Source organism: Bradyrhizobium sp. HKCCYLRH3099, from assembly GCF_051167855.1.
In the GTDB taxonomy this organism is placed as follows: domain Bacteria; phylum Pseudomonadota; class Alphaproteobacteria; order Rhizobiales; family Xanthobacteraceae; genus Bradyrhizobium.
Map to the genome: position 1 here is coordinate 76,187 of NZ_JBNPTW010000018.1, position 17,199 is coordinate 93,385.

Below are 17,199 nucleotides of genomic sequence, written 5' to 3' on the forward strand. Positions count from 1 at the left end.
CACGCTCCCGTCGCATCACCGGGGCTCCCGCCGCCGGGACACGTCTCACACGGAGCGTTCAGCAGCCCCGTGCCGCGCGATGAAGCTAGCTCGCGCCATCGCGCGTAGTCTCAGTTTGACGGCCCACGCGGTTGGGCGGCCCGGGGTCCTTCAGGCGAACGCCACGCCCGCCATCCTCGCTGCGGGCATGCTCGCCGATCAGATCCACGCCCGCACGATTGAGCGCATCGACGACCTTGGTCAGCGAGTCCACCACACCGCGGACGTTGCCCGTGGAGGCTTCCATCCGCTGGATCGTCGGCAACGACACGCCGGCCAGCTCGGCCAAGGTTTTCTGATCAATTCCGAGCAGCGCGCGGGCTGCCCGCATCTGGAACGACGTGATCACGATGGCCTCACGTAGCACACACCATAAGTGATGTCTGAGACAAAGACAATGATGTAAAATACATCACCTGAAGTCAATGGCAAGCGTTGCGACAGCGGCCGCCAGGGCTGCCTGCGGGCGCGGGATTGAGTCCGGCGTCAGGCCGGAACCTGTTTGGGAAATTCGAGCCGAACCGTCGTGCCGCGGTCGCTGCTGGTGGTGAGCTTGCCGTGCAGTTGCGCGGCGAGGCCCTCGCAGATCCGCAGGCCCAGGCTGTCGCCCTTGCTCGGATCGATGCCAGGAGCAAGGCCCTTGCCGTCATCGGCGATCGTGAGGACATAACGCGCGTCATCGAGCGGCTTGAGGCTCACCGTGATCGTGCCGGCCTCGTCCGCTCCAAAGGCATGCTTCAGCGCGTTGGTCACGAGTTCGACGACCAGCAGCGACAGCGCGGTCAGGCGTGTCAGATCGAGCTGCGCCGGCGCGAAATCGACGACGCAGGCAACGTCGCGCGCTCCGCTCGACGCCAGCACGTCGTTGCAGATGGTCTGCAGATAGGGACCGATGTCGAGATCCATCCGGCCGGGATCGTGCAGCATGCGGTGGACGCGCGAGATCGTCTCGAGCCTCGACTGGGCCTCGCTGAGGATGGCGCCGGCGCGGGACGGATCGGCGGCGGCCTGCCGCTTCTGCATCATCAACAGCCCGGCAATGAACTGGATGTTGTTGGCGACGCGGTGCTGCAACTCCTGGAACAGAACACGCTGGTTTTCGTAGAGCCGCTCGGACACGGCGCGCTCCTGGCGCAGATGCCGCGCCGCCTCGTGCATCAGATGAATCAGCGTGATGTCGACCGCAACGATGAGCGCGTAGAAGCCAAGCGCGAACGCATTCTGATAGCCCGACGCCGGCATGAAGAAGGTCCACGCCAGCGCGCCGCAGAGCGCCGCGCACACCGTGCCGGGCCCGACACCGCAGAAGAAGGTCGTGAGAATGACGGCCGGAAAGAACGTCAGATAGGGAAAGCCGTCCGGCAGCGTATCGACCAAAGCGAGGCGCAGCGCGAAGGCTGCGATCGCAGCGCCTATGGCGATCGCGTAGCCCAGCAGGGCATGCTGACGGAATCGTTCGGTGGCCTGGGAGGCGCGCAGATAAAAAGGGGCGGACGAGAGTTTCTGGATCACGGCAAACGGGCTGGGTACGGAGAAACTCTCAAACCCGCCATCGCCCCGTCCGGCTCGAACGGGCCGAAGGGCGCGGGCGGCAGCCGAGGATCATCGCTCGGCCAATGACGGCATATCAGGTCCGAACGTCGGATGGCGTTTTCATAGCACCATGCCGGGAACTCGGTAGGTGCACAAGTGCACATTGCGCCGCAATGCAGGGCGACGCACGCCGCCGGTCCGGAGAGCGCGTCCGTGGCTGCAACGGCAGGCCGGGCCATGAAAGCCCGGCCGCGTGTCATGGATGACGTCTCATGGATGACGTCGCTACGCCGCGTCGCGATGCGAGGCGATGATGTGGTCCGCAGCGCGGCCCGTGACCTCGGCCATATGATCGAAGGTCCGGGTGAAGCTGCCGGCCCCGGCGGTGGCGGAGCGCAGTTCGACGATCAGGTCGCCGATCTCCGCCTCCGGCATCATCGCGCGGACGCAGTCCCAGCCGGGCCAGCCGTCGCGGGTGTCGAACGACAGGATTTGGCCGCGCCGCGCCGACAGGATGGCGTTGATCTTGGCCGTCGCCTCGGTCGGACAGACGATCTCGACGGTGTGGATCGGCTCCAGCAGAACCGGCTGGCACTGCGGCAGCGCCTCGCCGACCCCGACCCGCGCCGCGGTCCGGAACGCGAGATCGGACGAGTCGACGCTGTGATAGGAGCCGTCCGTCAGCGTCACCGCGAGGTCGATCACGGGGAAGCCGAGCGGGCCGCGCGTCAATGCATCGACGACGCCCTCCTCCACCGCCGGGATGTAGTTGCGCGGCACCGCGCCGCCGACCACCTTCTCGGTGAACAGAAAACCCTCGCCGCGCGGCAGCGGCTTGATGTCGAGCACGACGTCGCCGAACTGGCCGTGGCCGCCCGACTGCTTCTTGTGGCGGCCGCGCTGGGTGATCGGCTTGCGGATGGTTTCCTGATAGCCGATCCCAGGCGCATGCGATTTCACATTGACGCCGAAGCGGTCGCGCAGTCGCTCCAAGGCCACGCGCAGATGCATCTCGCCCTGCCCCCACAGCACCGTGTCGTGGGTGCGCGGATTCTGCACCATGGTCAGCGACGGATCCTCCTCGTGCAGCCGCTGCAGGGCCTGGCCGAGCTTGACGTCGTCCTTGCGGTCGACGGCGGCGATCGAGAGCGCCAGAACGGGCGGGCACGGATCGACCTTCACCAGCGCTTGCGGCGCGGTCTTGCCGGTCGCGATGGTGTCGCCCGTCTTCACCGTGTCGAGCTTGCCGAGCGCGATCGTGTCGCCGGCCTCGGCCGACGCGCGCTTGCTGTCGTAGGCACCGGTCGCGGCGAGAATGCCGGAGACGCGCGCCGCCTCGCCCGCGGCCGCGTGCAGCGTGGCGCCGTCGTCGAGATGGCCGGACAACACGCGCGTCAACGAGAGCTTGCCGCCATGCTGCAGATGCAGCGTCTTGAAGACGTAGCCGAGCGCCTCCTTGGTCTCCTTGACCCCGAGCCGCTTCGCCGTGTCGGCCACGCCGGGCGCCTCGTGGCGCAGCGCCTTCATCAGCCGGAGCACACCGTTCTCGCGCAAGGCCGAGCCGAGCAGCACCGGGCAGATCAGCCCGTCGCGCAATTCACGTGCGAGGTCGTCGAACACGGCATCGCGCGGCGGCGGGATGTCCTCCAGCAACTGCTCCATCAGCGCATCGTCGTGATCGGCGAGCTTCTCCAGCATCGAGAAGCGCGCTTCCTTCTCGCGATCGAGATTGCCGCCCTCCAGCGCGATCACCTCGGACGCCTTGTGCTCGCGATAGATGAAGGCGCGCTCCAGCGCGAGATCAACGAAGCCCTCGACCAGCTCGCCGTTCCAGATCGGAATCTGGCGCAGCACCAGCGGCACGCGCGAGGCCGGCTGCAGGGTCGCGAGCGTCTCGCGGATGCGCGCATTGGCGCGGTCGATCTTGTTGAGGAAGATGAAGCGCGGAATGCGCAGCTCCTCGAGCTCGCGCAGGATGATCTGCAACTGCGGCAGCTTCTTCTCATCCGCCTCGCACACCACGATCGCGGCATCGACGGCCGGCAGAGCGGCGCGCATGTCGTGCGCGAACTCGATCGAGCCGGGACAGTCGAGGAAGGTGTAGCTGTCGCCCATGAAGCTCGTGGTCACAGCCGTCATCGCGACGCTCATCTTGTGATGACGCGCCTCGGCGCTGGCGTCGCCGACGGCGGTGCCGGCATCGACACTGCCGGCGCGCGGGATCGCTCCCGTCCGCGCCAGGATCGCCTCCAACAGGGTGGTTTTACCGCTTTGGAAAGGGCCCACCAGCGCGATGCACCGTGGACCTCGGGGACTTCTCAGGTCTTGTCCCATTTCGCCGCCTCCTGGTTGTGGAGCTCGGCCCGTGATTGGGTCGGCAAAGCCGAATGCTCTGCCTCGTCTGCCGCTTTGGCAAGCAGGGGTCGCGCGAAAAACGTCGCTGCAGTGCGGAGAACGCAGGGTTCTTCCCGCACAATTGCGGGAAGACCGCTGTTCACGGCAAAGGGAAGATCAACGTCGAATCAACGCCCAATTAACGCCCAGGGCGCAATTCGAGGCTTTGCAGTCCGGCCGAGACGGACAGGCCGACCTGGCCCTGCACGCTGAGCGGCTGCAGCGCGATCGAATTGGCGGAGCCGCCGACCAGCACGTTGCCGCCGACGCCGACGCCCACCGCCGCCGAGCCCTGCGCGCCGGCATAGTCGCCGGAGAGATCGCCCGGCCCGAGCCGCGCGACCGGGGCATAGACGACCCACGCCAGCAGCGATTCCTGCGTGATGCCGAGATCGAGGCCGACCTTGCGGATGGTCGCGACGTAGCGGTCTTCCGGAATGCCGTCGGCACGCAGCACGCAGCCGAGATGCGTCACCGACCCGACGATGAAGCCGACGCTGGCGCCGCCGCGGCATTCGAGCACGCCGACCCGCACGCGATCTTGCGCATGGGCAGCGCCGGCAAGGCAGAGACCCACGGCGGTGAGCCCCGCGAGGATGGTCGAGCGCATGAATAAACTCCGGCTGAAATGAACGACGTGATGCTGACCCGCCGATGATCGCGGGCGATCACATCTATGCCACAAGGCTTACAGCCGTACCAGAAGCACACGCGTTCATCTGCCTGAACGACTGAAGGCATGGACTCACGCAGCGCTGCTGCGAGGCATTGTCGTCGTGTTCAGCGGTAGTAGCGCGAGAAGTAGGACGAGGGCTGGCTCGGGCTCGGATGCATCGGCAGCAGCGGCACTAGCTCGACCTCGGTGACCCCCGCGGCGAGGTTGATGCCGGTCTGTCCCTGCAGGCTGATCGGCTGCAGCGCCGCGGCGCGGTCGGTGTCGCGCACCAGGAAGCTGCCGCCGAAGCCGACCAGCGCGGCGGCATTGGCGGACACTCCGCCGTAACGGCCGCGCAGCTCGCTGCGGCCGAAATCATTGACGGGCGCATTCACCGCCCACGCCATCCGGGTCTCATCCGTCAGCCCGAGGTCGAGCCCGTAGCGGCGGACTTTTGCGACATAGCGCTCCGGCTGGCGGCCCTGGCTGCGAAACACGCAGCGCAGGCGGGCCTGGGACATCACGAGCTTGCCGGCCGTCTTACGCCCTTCGCATTCGAGCACCCCGGCCCGCATCGGCCGGTTGGCGTGGGCCTGCGCCAACGGCGCAATCGACACAAGCAAAGGAATCGCCAGCACAAGCAGCCGCATCGAACTCGGACCTTACGCAACCAGAACTTACCTCCGGACAAAAGAAAGGCGCCATGTTCAAAACATGGCGCCTTTCGGCCTGGAACTTGGCTTCTGGTGTTTCGAGGCGGCTGTTGCCCGATTACCTCAGATTGCCGCAGAACCGCTGGATGCGCTTGCAGGCGTCCTCGAGGTCCGAGGTCTTGGTCGCGTAGGAGATGCGGAACGCCGGGCCGAGGCCGAAGGCCGAGCCGTGCACCACCGCGACGCCTTCGGTCTCCAGCAGCTCGGTGACGAAGCCTTCGTCGTTCTCGATCACCTTTCCGGACGGCGCGGTCTTGCCGATCGTGCCGGCGCAGGACGGATAGACATAGAACGCGCCCTCGGGCCGCGGGCACTCGATGCCGCTGGCCTGGTTCAGCATGGAGACCACGAGGTCACGGCGCTCCTTGAACACCTTGTTGTTCGCCGGAATGAAGTTCTGCGGACCGTTCAAGGCCTCCACCGCCGCCCATTGAGCGATCGAGCACGGGTTCGATGTCGACTGCGACTGGATCGTCGCCATCGCCTTGATCAGCTGCGCCGGACCGCCGGCATAGCCGATGCGCCAGCCGGTCATGCAATAGGCCTTGGAGACGCCGTTCACGGTCAGCGTACGGTCGTACAGCGACGGCTCGACCTGCGCCGGCGTGGTGAACACGAAGTCGTCATAGACCAGGTGCTCGTACATGTCGTCGGTCATGATCCAGACGTGCGGATGCTTGACCAGCACCTCGGTGAGCGCCTTCAGCTCAGCCTTGGTATAGGCCGCGCCCGTCGGGTTCGACGGCGAGCACAGGATCAGCCACTTGGTCTTCGGCGTGATCGCCTTTTCCAGCGCCTCCGGCTGCAGCTTGAATCCGTGCGCGGCGGTGCAGACCACCGGCACCGGCTCGCCGCCGGCGAGCGCCACCATCTCCGGATAGCTCACCCAATACGGCGCCGGGATGATCACCTGGTCGCCGGGATTGATGGTCGCCATCAGCGCATTGTACAGCACCTGCTTGCCGCCGACGCCGACGATCACCTGGTTCGGCTTGTAGGTGAGCCCGTTCTCGCGCTGGAACTTGCCGATGATGGCTTCCTTCAGCTCCGGGATGCCGTCGACCGCGGTATACTTGGTCTTGCCATCCTGGATCGCCTTGATCGCGGCCTGCTTGATGTTGTCGGGCGTGTCGAAATCCGGCTCGCCGGCACCCAGGCCGATCACGTTGCGGCCCGCCGCTTTGAGGACGCGCGCTTTGTCCGTGACCGCGATGGTCGCGGACGGCTTCACACGGTCGAGCGCAGCGGCGAGAAAGGACATCATCAGCTCCTATGCAGGCGTCTTGGATCACGCGTCGTGGATCACCCTTTTCGGGCCACGACCGGTCATGTCAGGGAAACGCCTGCTTTTAAGGCCCGCAGAGCCGCATCGCAAGAAGCTTGGGCACATGGCTCCCAAGAGTTTAGGGAACGTTAAAGCGGCCGGGCTAGCGTGGGCCAACGATTGTCCCATTTTTCAGGCCGAAATGACCACACTCGCGTGCGCCCTGCGATCCGGCGACTGGCTGACGGCCGCACGGATCAAATCCTACAGCTGGATCCTGCTCGCGGTCACGATGGCGGCGATCGCCGGCTGGATCGCGCTGTCCGATGGACTGATCGACCGCAACGGCAAGCCGATCGGCACCGATTTTTCCAATGTCTATGCGGCAGGCGTGCTGACCCTTCAGGGCCAGGCGCCCGATGCCTATGACCCGCCGCTGCAGCACGCGATGGAGAAGGCCGTGTTCGACGGCCGCGACGTGCCGTTCTTCGGCTGGCACTACCCGCCGTTCTTCTTCGCGATCGCTGCCATCACCGCGCTGCTGCCCTATGCCGGCGGGCTGGCGCTGTGGGTCGTCTCCAGCCTGATCGCCTATCTCACCGTGATGCGCGCGATCCTGCCGCGTCCCGAGACGCTCTTGGTCGCGGCCGCGTTTCCCGCGGTGTTCGTCAACATCGGTCATGGCCAGAATGCGTTCTTCACCGCAGCCCTGCTCGGCGGCGCGCTGCTTTCGATGGAACGCGGCCGGCCCTGGGTGGCCGGCGTGCTGATCGGCCTACTGGCCTACAAGCCGCAATTCGGTGTCCTCATTCCCGTCGCGCTGATCGCCGGCGCTCGCTGGCCCACCATCGCGGCGGCAGCCGCGACCGTGGCCGCGCTGGTCCTCATCAGCTTCGCCGCGCTCGGCCAGGACGTCTGGCATGCCTTCTTCCAATCGATGACGTTCACGCAGAACGTCGTGCTCGAGCAAGGCGGCACCGGCTGGGAGAAAATCCAGTCGGTGTTCTCGGCCGCGCGCCATTGGGGCGCCGATGTCAAATCCGCCTATGCGCTGCAGACGTTGCTGGCGCTGTCGCTCGCAGCCGGTCTCGCCTGGCTGTGGCACAGCGAGGCGGCGTTCGACCTCAAGGCCTCGGCGCTCGCCAGCGCGAGTCTGCTGGCCACGCCCTACGTTCTGGACTACGACCTCGTCGTGATCGCGGTCGCGATCATCTTCTTCGTCCGCCACGGCCTCGCCCATGGTTTCCGCGACTACGAGCTCAGCGTGCTCGCTTCTGCCTGGATCGTCCCGCTGCTGTCGCGAAGCGTGGCGGGCGCGACGACGATCCCACTTGGCCTGCTCGTGCTGATCGCGTTGTTCGCGCTGACGCTGCGCCGCGCGCTCACCGATCGCACCATCGAGATCGAGGCACACGCACGCATCGCACAAGCGTGATCTCTACAGTTTGATTCTCTTGAAAAGTTGTTACTCGCGCGTGCAGTGCAGTAGCGCTTTTCGACTTTTTCCATGTCTCGGGTCTTGCAGCCCGCGCCCATCGGCATCATTGTCTGGCCGCATTGCGGGACGATTGGGCGTCCGAATGCGTGATTCCACGACACGATGATTCCTCGAACTCGACAATGGCGGGATGTACAAGCTCTATTCGATGCAGCGGTCGGGCAACAGCTACAAGGTTCGCCTTGCGCTGGCGCTGCTGAACGCGCCCTATCAGGCAATCGAGATCGACATCCTCAGGGGTGAAAGCCGCACACCGGACTTCCTCGCCAAGAATCCGAGCGGCCAGGTCCCGCTCTTGGAAGTCGGTGAGGACCGTTATATCGCCGAGTCCAACGCGATCCTCTGGTATGTCGCCGGCGGCACGCCGCTGGTGCCGGAATCCCGCATCGAGCGCGCCGAGGCGCTGCAATGGATGTTCTTCGAGCAGCATGCGCTGGAGCCGAACATCGGCGCGGCCTATTTCTGGCTGCTGCTGGTGAAGGGTGGACGCGACCTGCAGACCCACGCGCTGGAGGACTGGATGGAGCGCGGCTACGCGGCGCTGCAGGTCATGGAGAATCACCTCAAGAGCAACGACTACTTCGCGGCAAAACAACTGACGGTCGCCGACATCGCGCTCTATGGCTACACGCATGTCGCCGACCGCTGCGACTTCGACCTGTCGACCTTTCCCAGGATTCGCAGCTGGCTCCGCCGCGTCGAGCAGGCGCCCGGCTTCGTCGCGATGGACTGGCAGCCGGCGCTGATCGATTCCGCCGGAATCGCCGCCGACTACGGCTGAACAGGTTCCGTAAGACTACCGACCGCCCGTAGAACAGCGGGGAAAATACGCGTTTTGGCGGGAACAAATACCGCCAGCGCCATCTTTTTGCCGCCTTTGGGCGTTGACCGCCGCATTCCTGCCCACCGTAACCTTAGAATTTACCTCTGCGAGTGATTCGCTCGCGGATGTAGGGGTAAGGGATTCGTCGTATGTCCCGGTGGCGTCGAGCTTCCGTTCCGAGGTTCAGTTGGGTCCGCGGCCAGGCATCGCCGCAGCGATCGGAACATCATCAAGACCTGAGCACCACGGTCAGTGGCTTCCACGACAACGCGACGCTGACCCTTTCACCCGGCCTCACCACCACCGTCGCCGTGGTCATCGCCGCCAGCACGATCTCACTGAGCTTCACACTCACCGTGCTGTCGGTTCGCGCCGTCTTGTCGTTGCTCGCTTAGCAGGAAGCCATTTTGACCACCCTTCGCGGTTTTCGCGACAACAGGCGATGATTGTCTCGCACTCCAAATGGCGATGAAATCAACGGTCGTAATCGTTGCCGTGACTCTGGCCCTCGCAATCCTGCTGGCGGCGTCACTGCTGATCATCATCGAACGGCGCGGCGAGCTTTCGCTGTCGCCGAGGACCGCAGAGGGTGAGGCGGCTCTGGTTGAATTGGCAAGGCCGCCGGCCTCAGACCCGTCGCTGCCAGTCCCCGATTGATCGAAGGCGCGGCTGCGCTTATCGAGAACCTGTCGGTCTCGAACAGCGGGCACTCCTTCATGCAAGACGCTCAGGAAAGAACTCTCACGGTCCGCGCGATCGAGCGCGACGACTATGAGCGCTGGCTGCCGCTATGGGACGGCTACAACGCATTCTACGGCCGGTCGGGTCCGACGGCGCTCCCGCTCGAGATCACCGCGACGACCTGGACCCGGTTTTTCGATCCCGCCGAGCCGGTGCATGCCCTGGTCGCCGAGAGCGACGGCGCGCTGATCGGCCTCGCGCATTATCTGTATCACCGCGTCACCACCTCGATCGTGCCGCTCTGCTATCTCAACGATCTCTTCACCAGCGAGGCCGCACGCGGCAAGGGCGTTGGCCGCGCCCTGATCGAAGCTGTCTATGCTGAGGCACGCCGGGCCGGCGCGACCCGGGTCTATTGGCAGACCCACGAAACCAATACGACAGCGCAGGCGCTGTACGACAAGATCGCCGAGCGCTCCGGGTTCATCGTCTACCGCAAGACGCTCTGACGCCAGCCCTCCTCACGCCACCGGACCTGTCACGTGACTGTCATGGCTCGGACCTAGGCTTTCGCCAACGCCTGATCATCCCCCGTCACCGGTCACGCGTTTCAGCGGTCCCCGTCAGTCGCCGTCTCTGACCGGGGCCGCTTTTTTTATCCCATCTTCTTCTCGCCGGTCTGGATCGTCGATGCGCGTCTCACGCCACGTTCGTCGTCGCATCCAACCGGGCTGACGGCACCGGCTCAGGCGGCTTGTTCTGCGCGGCTTCAACGCACATTCTGACGGCCTCGCCCATGCTGGTTGCCACCCGATCCGCCTTGGTCGCGTCCTGCAGCGCCTTCGCTGCTCCCTGGTCCAGATTCGCCGCACAGCACAGCAGCATCACGCTGGCCCGGGGCATACGCCGCTTCAAGCGGCGAACGCCGTAGCGCATATGGGCCACGCCGGGATGGCCGAGATAGACCAGGCACGCGATCGCAACGCCGGCCGGCTCCAGCTTGATGACGTTGACGGTCGAAAGCGCCTCCGCGCCTGAGACTTTCGCGCCCAATCCGTGCGCTGAGAACAGCTGCGCGAGAAGCACCGCGGCCGCTTCATCGATCGGCGTTCGACCGGCCATGCACAGGAGCGGCTGCTCGCTTCTCCACCCCTCCGCAAGCTCCTCCTTGCTGAGAACGGGGATGGTGTCGATCGCCTCGCTGCGCGCGGCGTCGTCGATGGCTGATGCCGCTTCCGGATCCGTGGTCGTCTCGCCTGCCGCGGCCGGGCCCTCATACTGATCGGACAGATCGTCCGTCAGCTCGGTGACGGCATCGCGGATCGTTGCAAGGCGATCGTAAGCGAGCGCCCCTCGCTCGGCGTCGGCCTGGGCCAGTTGAAGCCCTTTCACCGCGACCTCATCGCAATAGGCGATCAGCGAGCGCTCCTTGAGAAACTCTTCCGCCTTTTCGGCCGCCTCCGTCGGATCGCTCGCGAGCATGCGCTGGTAGAAGATCTCCGGAGGCGAGAGCGCAGGTCGATCGCCGAACATGACGTCGAGGAACTCGAGGCTTTCCACGTGACGCCCGATGACGACGAGACAGACCGTCAACGGTGTGGCGAGCACCAGTCCGATCGGCCCCCACAGCGCGGTCCAGAACGCCGCGGACACCACGACGGCCACGGGAGACAGGCCCGTGCTGCGCCCATAGACCATCGGCTCGATGACGTGGCCGAGCACCGGTTCGACCACGACAAACAGCGCCAGCGTCCAGATCAACATCGTCCAGCCAGGGTCCACCGCGGCGGCCAGGGCCAGCGGAAACGCCGCGCCGATGACGGCGCCGATATAGGGTACGAACCGTAGCGCCGCGGCGAGGATGCCCCAGAGAATGGCGCTGGGAATGCCGATGATCCACAAGCCGACGCCGATCACCACGCCGAAGCCGCCATTGAGGGCGAGTTGCGTGAGGAACAGCCGGCTCAGCCTGTAAGCCGCGTCATCGAGGGCCGCCGTGGTGCGTTGCAGGTCGGATGAGCCGGCGAGGCGAATGAGCCGATTTCTCAGGTCTTCTCGTTGCAGCAGAATGAAGATCACGAAGATGACGATGATGCCTGTCGTCGCCAGCGGATGAATCAGCGGCGAGATCAGCGTCCGAAGGCTGTCGAGCGCGCCGGGATCCGGCTGCCGGACCTCGACCGGAATGGGGGCCACGGGCCCTGACGGCGTCGTCCGACGACCACTCGGGACCGGAGTTGCCTCCGGCTCCTTCGGCCTGTCGAGCTCCTTGCCCAGATCCTTGAGCATGTCCGAGGCACGCTCCAGCGTCCCCCGCCCGGCTTTGGTGTCGCGGAACGACTGGATCTTCTCGCTCATCGTGGACTGATACTTCGGCAACTCGCTGGCGAGCTGCGCGAGCTGGGTGGCGAGCAGGCTGCCCAGCGCAAAGATCGCGACGAATGCAAAGAAGACCACGGTGACGACAGCCAGTCCGCGCGGAGCCCGAAGCCGCTGCAACTGTGTCACCACTGGCGCCAGGACGAAGCTGAGCAGGATGGCAAGCGCGATCGGGACCAGAATGTCCCGACCAAAGTACAGCAGCGCGATGATGATGACCGCGAAGATCGCGACCGCCAGGGCATTGATGAGCCCGAGAACATCCTCGGTGCTGCGGGCCTTGAGCGGCTGTCGGCTGATCATCAATCTCTCTTTCCGAGCGAGGAACCGCTGCGCGCACGACCGTCGGGGCCTTGGCTCGATGAACCCACGAACTTGAAAGCGCGGTCCCCAGCTTCGGTTCGCCCGCATCCCGACACGCAATAACGAGGCCGTGAGCGTCCAGTTCCCCGGCTGCGCCTTTCGTCGCATGGACGCGAGCAGCGGCGTCGAGGCCTCGCCTCAACAGCCTAGGTGTCTTTTGTGATTACAGACGCTTCGCTGACGAGATAGCCGCCCCGCACGCGCTGCGCCCCCTCTCCCCGTTCTTCACGGGGAGAGGGTTGGGGTGAGGGGCAGCCGCACGGGAAGTGTTGCCTTGATCAGGGTACAGGATGGCTTCGGCGGCAACTAAGATCAGCGCATAGTAACGCGCGAGGCCAATGGACCTACCAGCCGGCTCGAGATGTGTCGTTCGTCTCGAAGAACTTGCAACGCTGAACATCTCAACGCTGCAACCGATATCCGACGTGCCTAAATGATCACCGCCCGTGCGGCTGCCCCTCCCCCCAGCCCTCTCCCCGTAAGAACGGGGAGAGGGAGCACACCGCCTCTGGCGGCAGCAGCGTGGCTTAAGAAACGCGAACTACTTCTTCCCGCCCACCGTCTGCTTCACCTCGAAACCCTCGAACTGCGGCGGGCCGAGATAGAGCGGCTTGTTGTCGCCGGCGCCCTTGTGGGCCATGCGGAAGGCTTCGGACTTGGTCCAGTCCTCGAAAGCCGTCTTCGATGCCCAGATCGTGTGCGAGGCGTAGAGCGTGTGATCCTCGGCTTCGGGCCCCTTCAGCAGATGAAACTCGACGAAGCCGGGGACCTTGTCGAGATGGCTGTCGCGCGACAGCCAGACCTGCTCGAAGGCCGCTTCCGAGCCCTTGGCGACGCGAAACCGATTCATGGCGATGAACATGGTGATCTCCTGGATGATATGCCGCTGCATCCAGGCATAGCAGACTTCACGCCGCCATGCGCCTGCGGTCATCGCCGCCGCTGCGGCGATGTTTTGAGCAATCGAACGAAACGCCGCGCGATCCTCAGGCCAGGAGACCCTTGAGCGGCCTCACGGCCGCGCTCTCCGGAAACACGGTCTCGCCGAGCGCGCGCTCGCTCAATCCGAGGTGATCGGCCAGCACGCCCTTGAACACGCCGCGCAGATCCGTGGTCGGCGCGAGGTCACGCCCCTGATAGAGGCTCGCCATCTTCAACGTCGGCCAATCGGCGATGACGCGTCCGCCCTTCACCGCGCCGCCCGCAAGCAGGGCGATCGTGCCGGTGCCGTGATCGGTGCCTTGCGTGCCGTTGATCCTGGCCGTGCGACCGAACTCGGTCGCCACCACGACCACCGTGTCGCGCCAGCGCGGGCCGAATCCGCTCTCGAACTCCGCGAGCGCGCCGTCGAGCCCCGACAGCAATTGCGCGAGCCGCCCGACCGCGCCGCCCTCATTGGCATGCGTATCCCAGCCATCGAACGCCAGCGCCGCGACACGCGGGCCCTCGTCGGCGGCCATCAGCTTGGCTGCGCCGCGCGCGACCTGGCGCATGGCTGCAATCTGGTTGCCGCCGGCTTTCGGCTTCATGTCGTCGCCGAACGCGACCTTCTCCAGCTTCAGTCCTTGCGAAAGCGCCGCGGCCAAGGCGGGATCGCGTTGGCTGTAGAGATCGACGAGCCGCATCGCCGTGTCGTCATCCGCCTGCGGCAACGTCACCGGCGCCCAGCCGACGATCGCCGCGCCGCCGCGCAGCACCAGCGGCGCGGTCGGTCCGACGGCGAGCGCACCGGCAACACGGGACCCACGCGGCAGGATTTCGAGGGCGCGATTGAGCCAGCCGGATTGCACGCGGCCCGGCCCCGCAAAGCCGCTTTCAAGCACGTCCTGGCCGTCGAAATGCGAGCGCTCGCGATATGGCGTGGCGACCGCATGGATCACCGCGGCCTGCCTGGCGCGATACATGCGCGCGAATTCCGGCATCGACGGATGCAGCGCGAAGAACGAATCCAGCGGCAATGCCGGATGCGCGCCGTCCGTCGCGAGCGCAATCGCACCATGCAGGCCGGTGTAGTCGGGATCACCGATCGGCGCGACGGTGGCGAGCCCATCGAGCGCGCCGCGCAGGATGACGACGATCAGGCGCGGATCGCGCTGGTCGGCGGCACGGGCGAATTTCGGCAGGTAGCCCCAGGCGGCAAAGGATGCGCCCGCCAGCAGCAGATGGCGGCGCGACGGCAGCAGCGAGATCGTGGCCTGATCCATCGTCATCTCCTCTGGAATTCCGGCGACATCAACAGCAGCGCCAGCGCCTGCTGACGCGTCTCGGCGCGCTCGATCGTCTGCCGCGTCTCTGATGACGCGGCGCCGGCCGCCACGAGGTCGAGCAGATCGCGCGGATCGAGATTGTTGCCGAGGCGCGCGCCGAGTTGCGCAGAAATGTCGAGCCGCAGCTTCATGCCCTCCGGCGCCGCCCACATCGCATTGGTATCGGCAAATCCGTTCGGACCGGCCGGCGCCCAGAGCGGCTGGCCCAGCGTGTTCAGCGCATTGAGATAGAAGCCGGGGTCCTCCGGGACGCGCGCCAGCAGGCGGCCGCCGGCAACCAGGAACTCATACGGCGAGCGGATCTTGGTCAGCGGCGCCGACCAGGCCTCGTCCGAATCCAGCAGCGCCAGCGTCACCGCCCTGAGATCACCCTCGCTGGTCCTGAACGTTGTTTCGAGCTTGGCGACGAGCGCGGGCGGCGGATCGTCGGCGACGAAATGCCGGGCCAGCTTGGTGGCGATGAACTTCGCCGTCGACGGATGGCGCGCGATATCGGCGAGCGCCGCCTCGCCCTGCGCGAGACCGTTGTCCTGATAGACCTTGCCGAGCAGAGTCTGCGGTCCCGGCTGATGCGCGTTCGCATTGAACAAAAAGCTGCCGGGCGCGCCGTTGCGGGCATTGCGGCCGGCGAAGCTCCAGCCGGTGATGATGCGGGCCAGCGAGGTCACGTCGTCCTGCGTGTAGCCGCCGCCGACGCCGAGCGTATGCAGCTCCATGATCTCGCGCGCGAGATTCTCGTTGAGGCCGCGCTTGCGGTTCTGGCCGGCGCGCGAGTCCGGGCCGAGCGATTCCTGATTATCGAGGAAGAACAGCATCGCCGGGTGCTGCTCGACCGCCTTGAGCATGTCGGCGAAGCGCCCGAGCACATGCGGCCGGATCGCCTCGCGCTCGAACGCGCCGGCCCACATGCGCGCCAGTTCGCCCTTCGCGGCCGAGATGCAGAAATGGTTCGACCAGAACGCCACCAGGCGCTCGGTGATGCCGCAATCCGCAAGGATCGCACGCTGCAGCCGCGCCAGCGCCTCGGCGCGGAAGGTCTTCTGAACGACGTTGGGCGGTTGCTGCGGTTGCGCCGGCTTCGCCTGGGCCGGATCTGCCGCAGCGGGCGCCATGCTGGCGCCGCCCGTGGTCGGGGCAGCGGAGGCTGCGGCGGCCATCGGCGCGTCGGCGCGGTTCATGGACAGGCCCCGCGTCTGGCCGGGCTGATCCATCGACGGCGTTTCGGCGGCCGATTTCGCGGCTGCCTCGCGCGCCCGCTTGACCTCCTCCTGATAGGCGAAGACCGTGTCGGCGAGCGCCGGCGTCGGCTGCAGGCCGGGCACTTCGAGCAACGCGCCGGTGGGACGGCTGAGCTCGGCCTTGACATAGCCGCGCGGATCCGAGGCGGCACTGACGAGATCGCCCGAGGCGCCGCCGCGGGCGCCGAAACCGAAACGGTTCAACGCGACCAGGGCGGCCTTCGCATCACGCGCCATGTCTCATCCTCATCAGCAGACCGCTTCATCAGCAGGTCGCGCGAGCGCAGGAGCCCGCACAGCTTTGTTGCCGCGACCGTCGAGGGCGATGGCGCGGCCGATTGTCACGGACTATACTTGCCGCGACAGATGAACCGGACATGAAAAGGACGCGCCGCGCGTGGTTCCGAACGTGACAAATCGTTTAGCAAACGTTACCGCGCGAAAGCTCGTGTGCGAGTCCTGCGGCACGACATTCACCTGCGATCCCCACGGGTCCTGCTGGTGCTTCGACGAGAGCGTCCGCCTGCCGCTGCCGAAGGATGGGCAGAGCGCCTTCAAGGACTGCCTGTGCGCCGATTGCCTGAAGCGGCTGGCCAAGGCGGACCTGGGCTCATGACGCGCTGGAACGTCGATGCCGTCCTGCTCGACATGGACGGCACCCTGCTCGATACCGAGAAGGTGTATCTGGAAGCCTCGATCGCGGCCTTCAATTCGCTCGGCCATGTCGAGGGTGTGACCGAGCTCTGTCATGCCATGATCGGCATTCCTGGGCCCGACAATGAGCGCACCTTGCGCAACCATTTCGGCGACGATTTCCCCCTCGATGAGGTCAACCGGCTGTTCGCCGCCAAGACCGCCGAGATCCTGCAGGCGGGGATGCCGCTGAAGCCCGGCGTGATCGACCTGCTCGCCGCGATCGAGGCCGCCGGTCTGCCCAAGGCCATCGTCACCTCGTCCTCGCGCAGCACGGCAGCGGATCATCTTCGGCTCGCCGGAATCCATCATCGCTTCGACGCGATCCTGACGCGCGACGATGTCACCCGCGCCAAGCCGCATCCCGATCTCTATCTGTTGGCCGCAGAACGGTTGGGCACGCGTGCGCACGCCTGCATCGCGATCGAGGACTCCAATCCCGGCGTGGCCGCGGCGCATGCCGCCGGCGCGATCACGCTGATGGTGCCCGACATCGTGCCGCCGACCGAGCAGTCGCGCGCGAAATGCGCGGCCGTGCTGCCGGACCTCGACGCGACCATCGCACTGCTCGCCGAACGTTCGGTGCTGTCCGTCAGGACCTGAAGCGACGGCGTTCATCAGCCATTGTCTTCAAAAGCCGCCGAAGACGGTCACCTTCT

Annotated in this window: 17 protein-coding genes; 7 read left to right on the forward strand and 10 right to left on the reverse strand. The window is 65.9% G+C overall.

From position 1 onward, the window contains the following. Positions 1-85 precede the first annotated feature (85 nt). The 6 genes from ACQR1Y_RS27525 to ACQR1Y_RS27550 form a co-directional block, all read right to left on the reverse strand. On the reverse strand, positions 86-388 hold the full coding sequence (locus ACQR1Y_RS27525) for a helix-turn-helix domain-containing protein (protein ID WP_434860486.1): 303 nt from the start codon (positions 386-388) through the stop codon (positions 86-88). A 137-nt stretch (positions 389-525) separates the two neighbouring features. Next, positions 526-1,551 (reverse strand): ATP-binding protein, encoded by a 1,026-nt coding sequence (locus ACQR1Y_RS27530; RefSeq protein WP_434860487.1) that lies wholly within the window; start codon positions 1,549-1,551, stop codon positions 526-528. A gap of 306 nt (positions 1,552-1,857) precedes the next feature. Then, positions 1,858-3,906 carry an elongation factor G gene (locus ACQR1Y_RS27535; protein ID WP_434878883.1) on the reverse strand — a complete coding sequence of 683 codons (2,049 nt, stop codon included), beginning with the start codon at positions 3,904-3,906 and terminating at the stop codon, positions 1,858-1,860. A 199-nt stretch (positions 3,907-4,105) separates the two neighbouring features. Continuing rightward, on the reverse strand, positions 4,106-4,576 hold the full coding sequence (locus tag ACQR1Y_RS27540) for a DUF992 domain-containing protein (protein ID WP_434860489.1): 471 nt from the start codon (positions 4,574-4,576) through the stop codon (positions 4,106-4,108). A gap of 170 nt (positions 4,577-4,746) precedes the next feature. Continuing rightward, the gene (locus ACQR1Y_RS27545; protein ID WP_434878882.1) at positions 4,747-5,271 is read right to left on the reverse strand and encodes a DUF992 domain-containing protein; all 525 of its coding nucleotides are present in this window, start codon (positions 5,269-5,271) and stop codon (positions 4,747-4,749) included. Positions 5,272-5,392: 121 nt separating this feature from the next. Next, positions 5,393-6,595: a pyridoxal phosphate-dependent aminotransferase gene (locus ACQR1Y_RS27550; protein WP_035644355.1), complete on the reverse strand. Its 1,203-nt coding sequence runs from the start codon at positions 6,593-6,595 to the stop codon at positions 5,393-5,395. Between the two features lie 205 nt (positions 6,596-6,800). Here ACQR1Y_RS27550 and ACQR1Y_RS27555 point away from each other — a divergent pair, with 205 nt between their 5' ends. The 5 genes from ACQR1Y_RS27555 to ACQR1Y_RS27575 all read left to right on the forward strand — a co-directional run bounded on the left by ACQR1Y_RS27555 (position 6,801) and on the right by ACQR1Y_RS27575 (position 10,109). Next, positions 6,801-8,033 carry a glycosyltransferase family 87 protein gene (locus ACQR1Y_RS27555; RefSeq protein WP_434878881.1) on the forward strand — a complete coding sequence of 411 codons (1,233 nt, stop codon included), beginning with the start codon at positions 6,801-6,803 and terminating at the stop codon, positions 8,031-8,033. 193 nt (positions 8,034-8,226) lie between these two features. Continuing rightward, positions 8,227-8,877 carry a glutathione S-transferase family protein gene (locus ACQR1Y_RS27560; RefSeq protein WP_434878880.1) on the forward strand — a complete coding sequence of 217 codons (651 nt, stop codon included), beginning with the start codon at positions 8,227-8,229 and terminating at the stop codon, positions 8,875-8,877. Between the two features lie 191 nt (positions 8,878-9,068). Further along, positions 9,069-9,314 carry a hypothetical protein gene (locus ACQR1Y_RS27565; protein WP_434878879.1) on the forward strand — a complete coding sequence of 82 codons (246 nt, stop codon included), beginning with the start codon at positions 9,069-9,071 and terminating at the stop codon, positions 9,312-9,314. Between the two features lie 67 nt (positions 9,315-9,381). Next, positions 9,382-9,576, forward strand: a complete 195-nt coding sequence (locus ACQR1Y_RS27570) for a hypothetical protein (RefSeq protein WP_434860495.1) — start codon at positions 9,382-9,384, stop codon at positions 9,574-9,576. 59 nt (positions 9,577-9,635) lie between these two features. After that, positions 9,636-10,109 (forward strand): GNAT family N-acetyltransferase, encoded by a 474-nt coding sequence (locus ACQR1Y_RS27575; protein ID WP_434878878.1) that lies wholly within the window; start codon positions 9,636-9,638, stop codon positions 10,107-10,109. Positions 10,110-10,299: 190 nt separating this feature from the next. On the opposite strand, the gene ACQR1Y_RS27580 is transcribed toward ACQR1Y_RS27575, so the two are convergent. From ACQR1Y_RS27580 to ACQR1Y_RS27595, 4 genes are all read right to left on the reverse strand, one after another. Further along, the gene (locus ACQR1Y_RS27580; RefSeq protein ID WP_434878877.1) at positions 10,300-12,282 is read right to left on the reverse strand and encodes an AI-2E family transporter; all 1,983 of its coding nucleotides are present in this window, start codon (positions 12,280-12,282) and stop codon (positions 10,300-10,302) included. Between the two features lie 601 nt (positions 12,283-12,883). Beyond that, on the reverse strand, positions 12,884-13,204 hold the full coding sequence (locus ACQR1Y_RS27585) for an antibiotic biosynthesis monooxygenase family protein (RefSeq protein ID WP_006609227.1): 321 nt from the start codon (positions 13,202-13,204) through the stop codon (positions 12,884-12,886). Between the two features lie 124 nt (positions 13,205-13,328). Then, complete coding sequence (locus ACQR1Y_RS27590) at positions 13,329-14,552, reverse strand: DUF1501 domain-containing protein (protein WP_434878876.1); 1,224 nt, start codon at positions 14,550-14,552, stop codon at positions 13,329-13,331. Continuing rightward, a complete protein-coding gene (locus ACQR1Y_RS27595) occupies positions 14,549-16,084 on the reverse strand; it encodes a DUF1800 domain-containing protein (protein WP_434878875.1) in 1,536 nt (511 codons plus the stop codon). The genes ACQR1Y_RS27590 and ACQR1Y_RS27595 overlap by 4 nt, the downstream gene beginning before the upstream one ends. Before the next feature lie 160 nt (positions 16,085-16,244). Here ACQR1Y_RS27595 and ACQR1Y_RS27600 point away from each other — a divergent pair, with 160 nt between their 5' ends. Both ACQR1Y_RS27600 and ACQR1Y_RS27605 read left to right on the forward strand, forming a co-directional pair. Continuing rightward, positions 16,245-16,463: a cysteine-rich CWC family protein gene (locus tag ACQR1Y_RS27600; protein ID WP_434878874.1), complete on the forward strand. Its 219-nt coding sequence runs from the start codon at positions 16,245-16,247 to the stop codon at positions 16,461-16,463. Further along, a complete protein-coding gene (locus ACQR1Y_RS27605; RefSeq protein WP_434878873.1) occupies positions 16,460-17,143 on the forward strand; it encodes an HAD family hydrolase in 684 nt (227 codons plus the stop codon). The genes ACQR1Y_RS27600 and ACQR1Y_RS27605 overlap by 4 nt, the downstream gene beginning before the upstream one ends. The last annotated feature ends 56 nt before the right edge of the window (positions 17,144-17,199 follow it).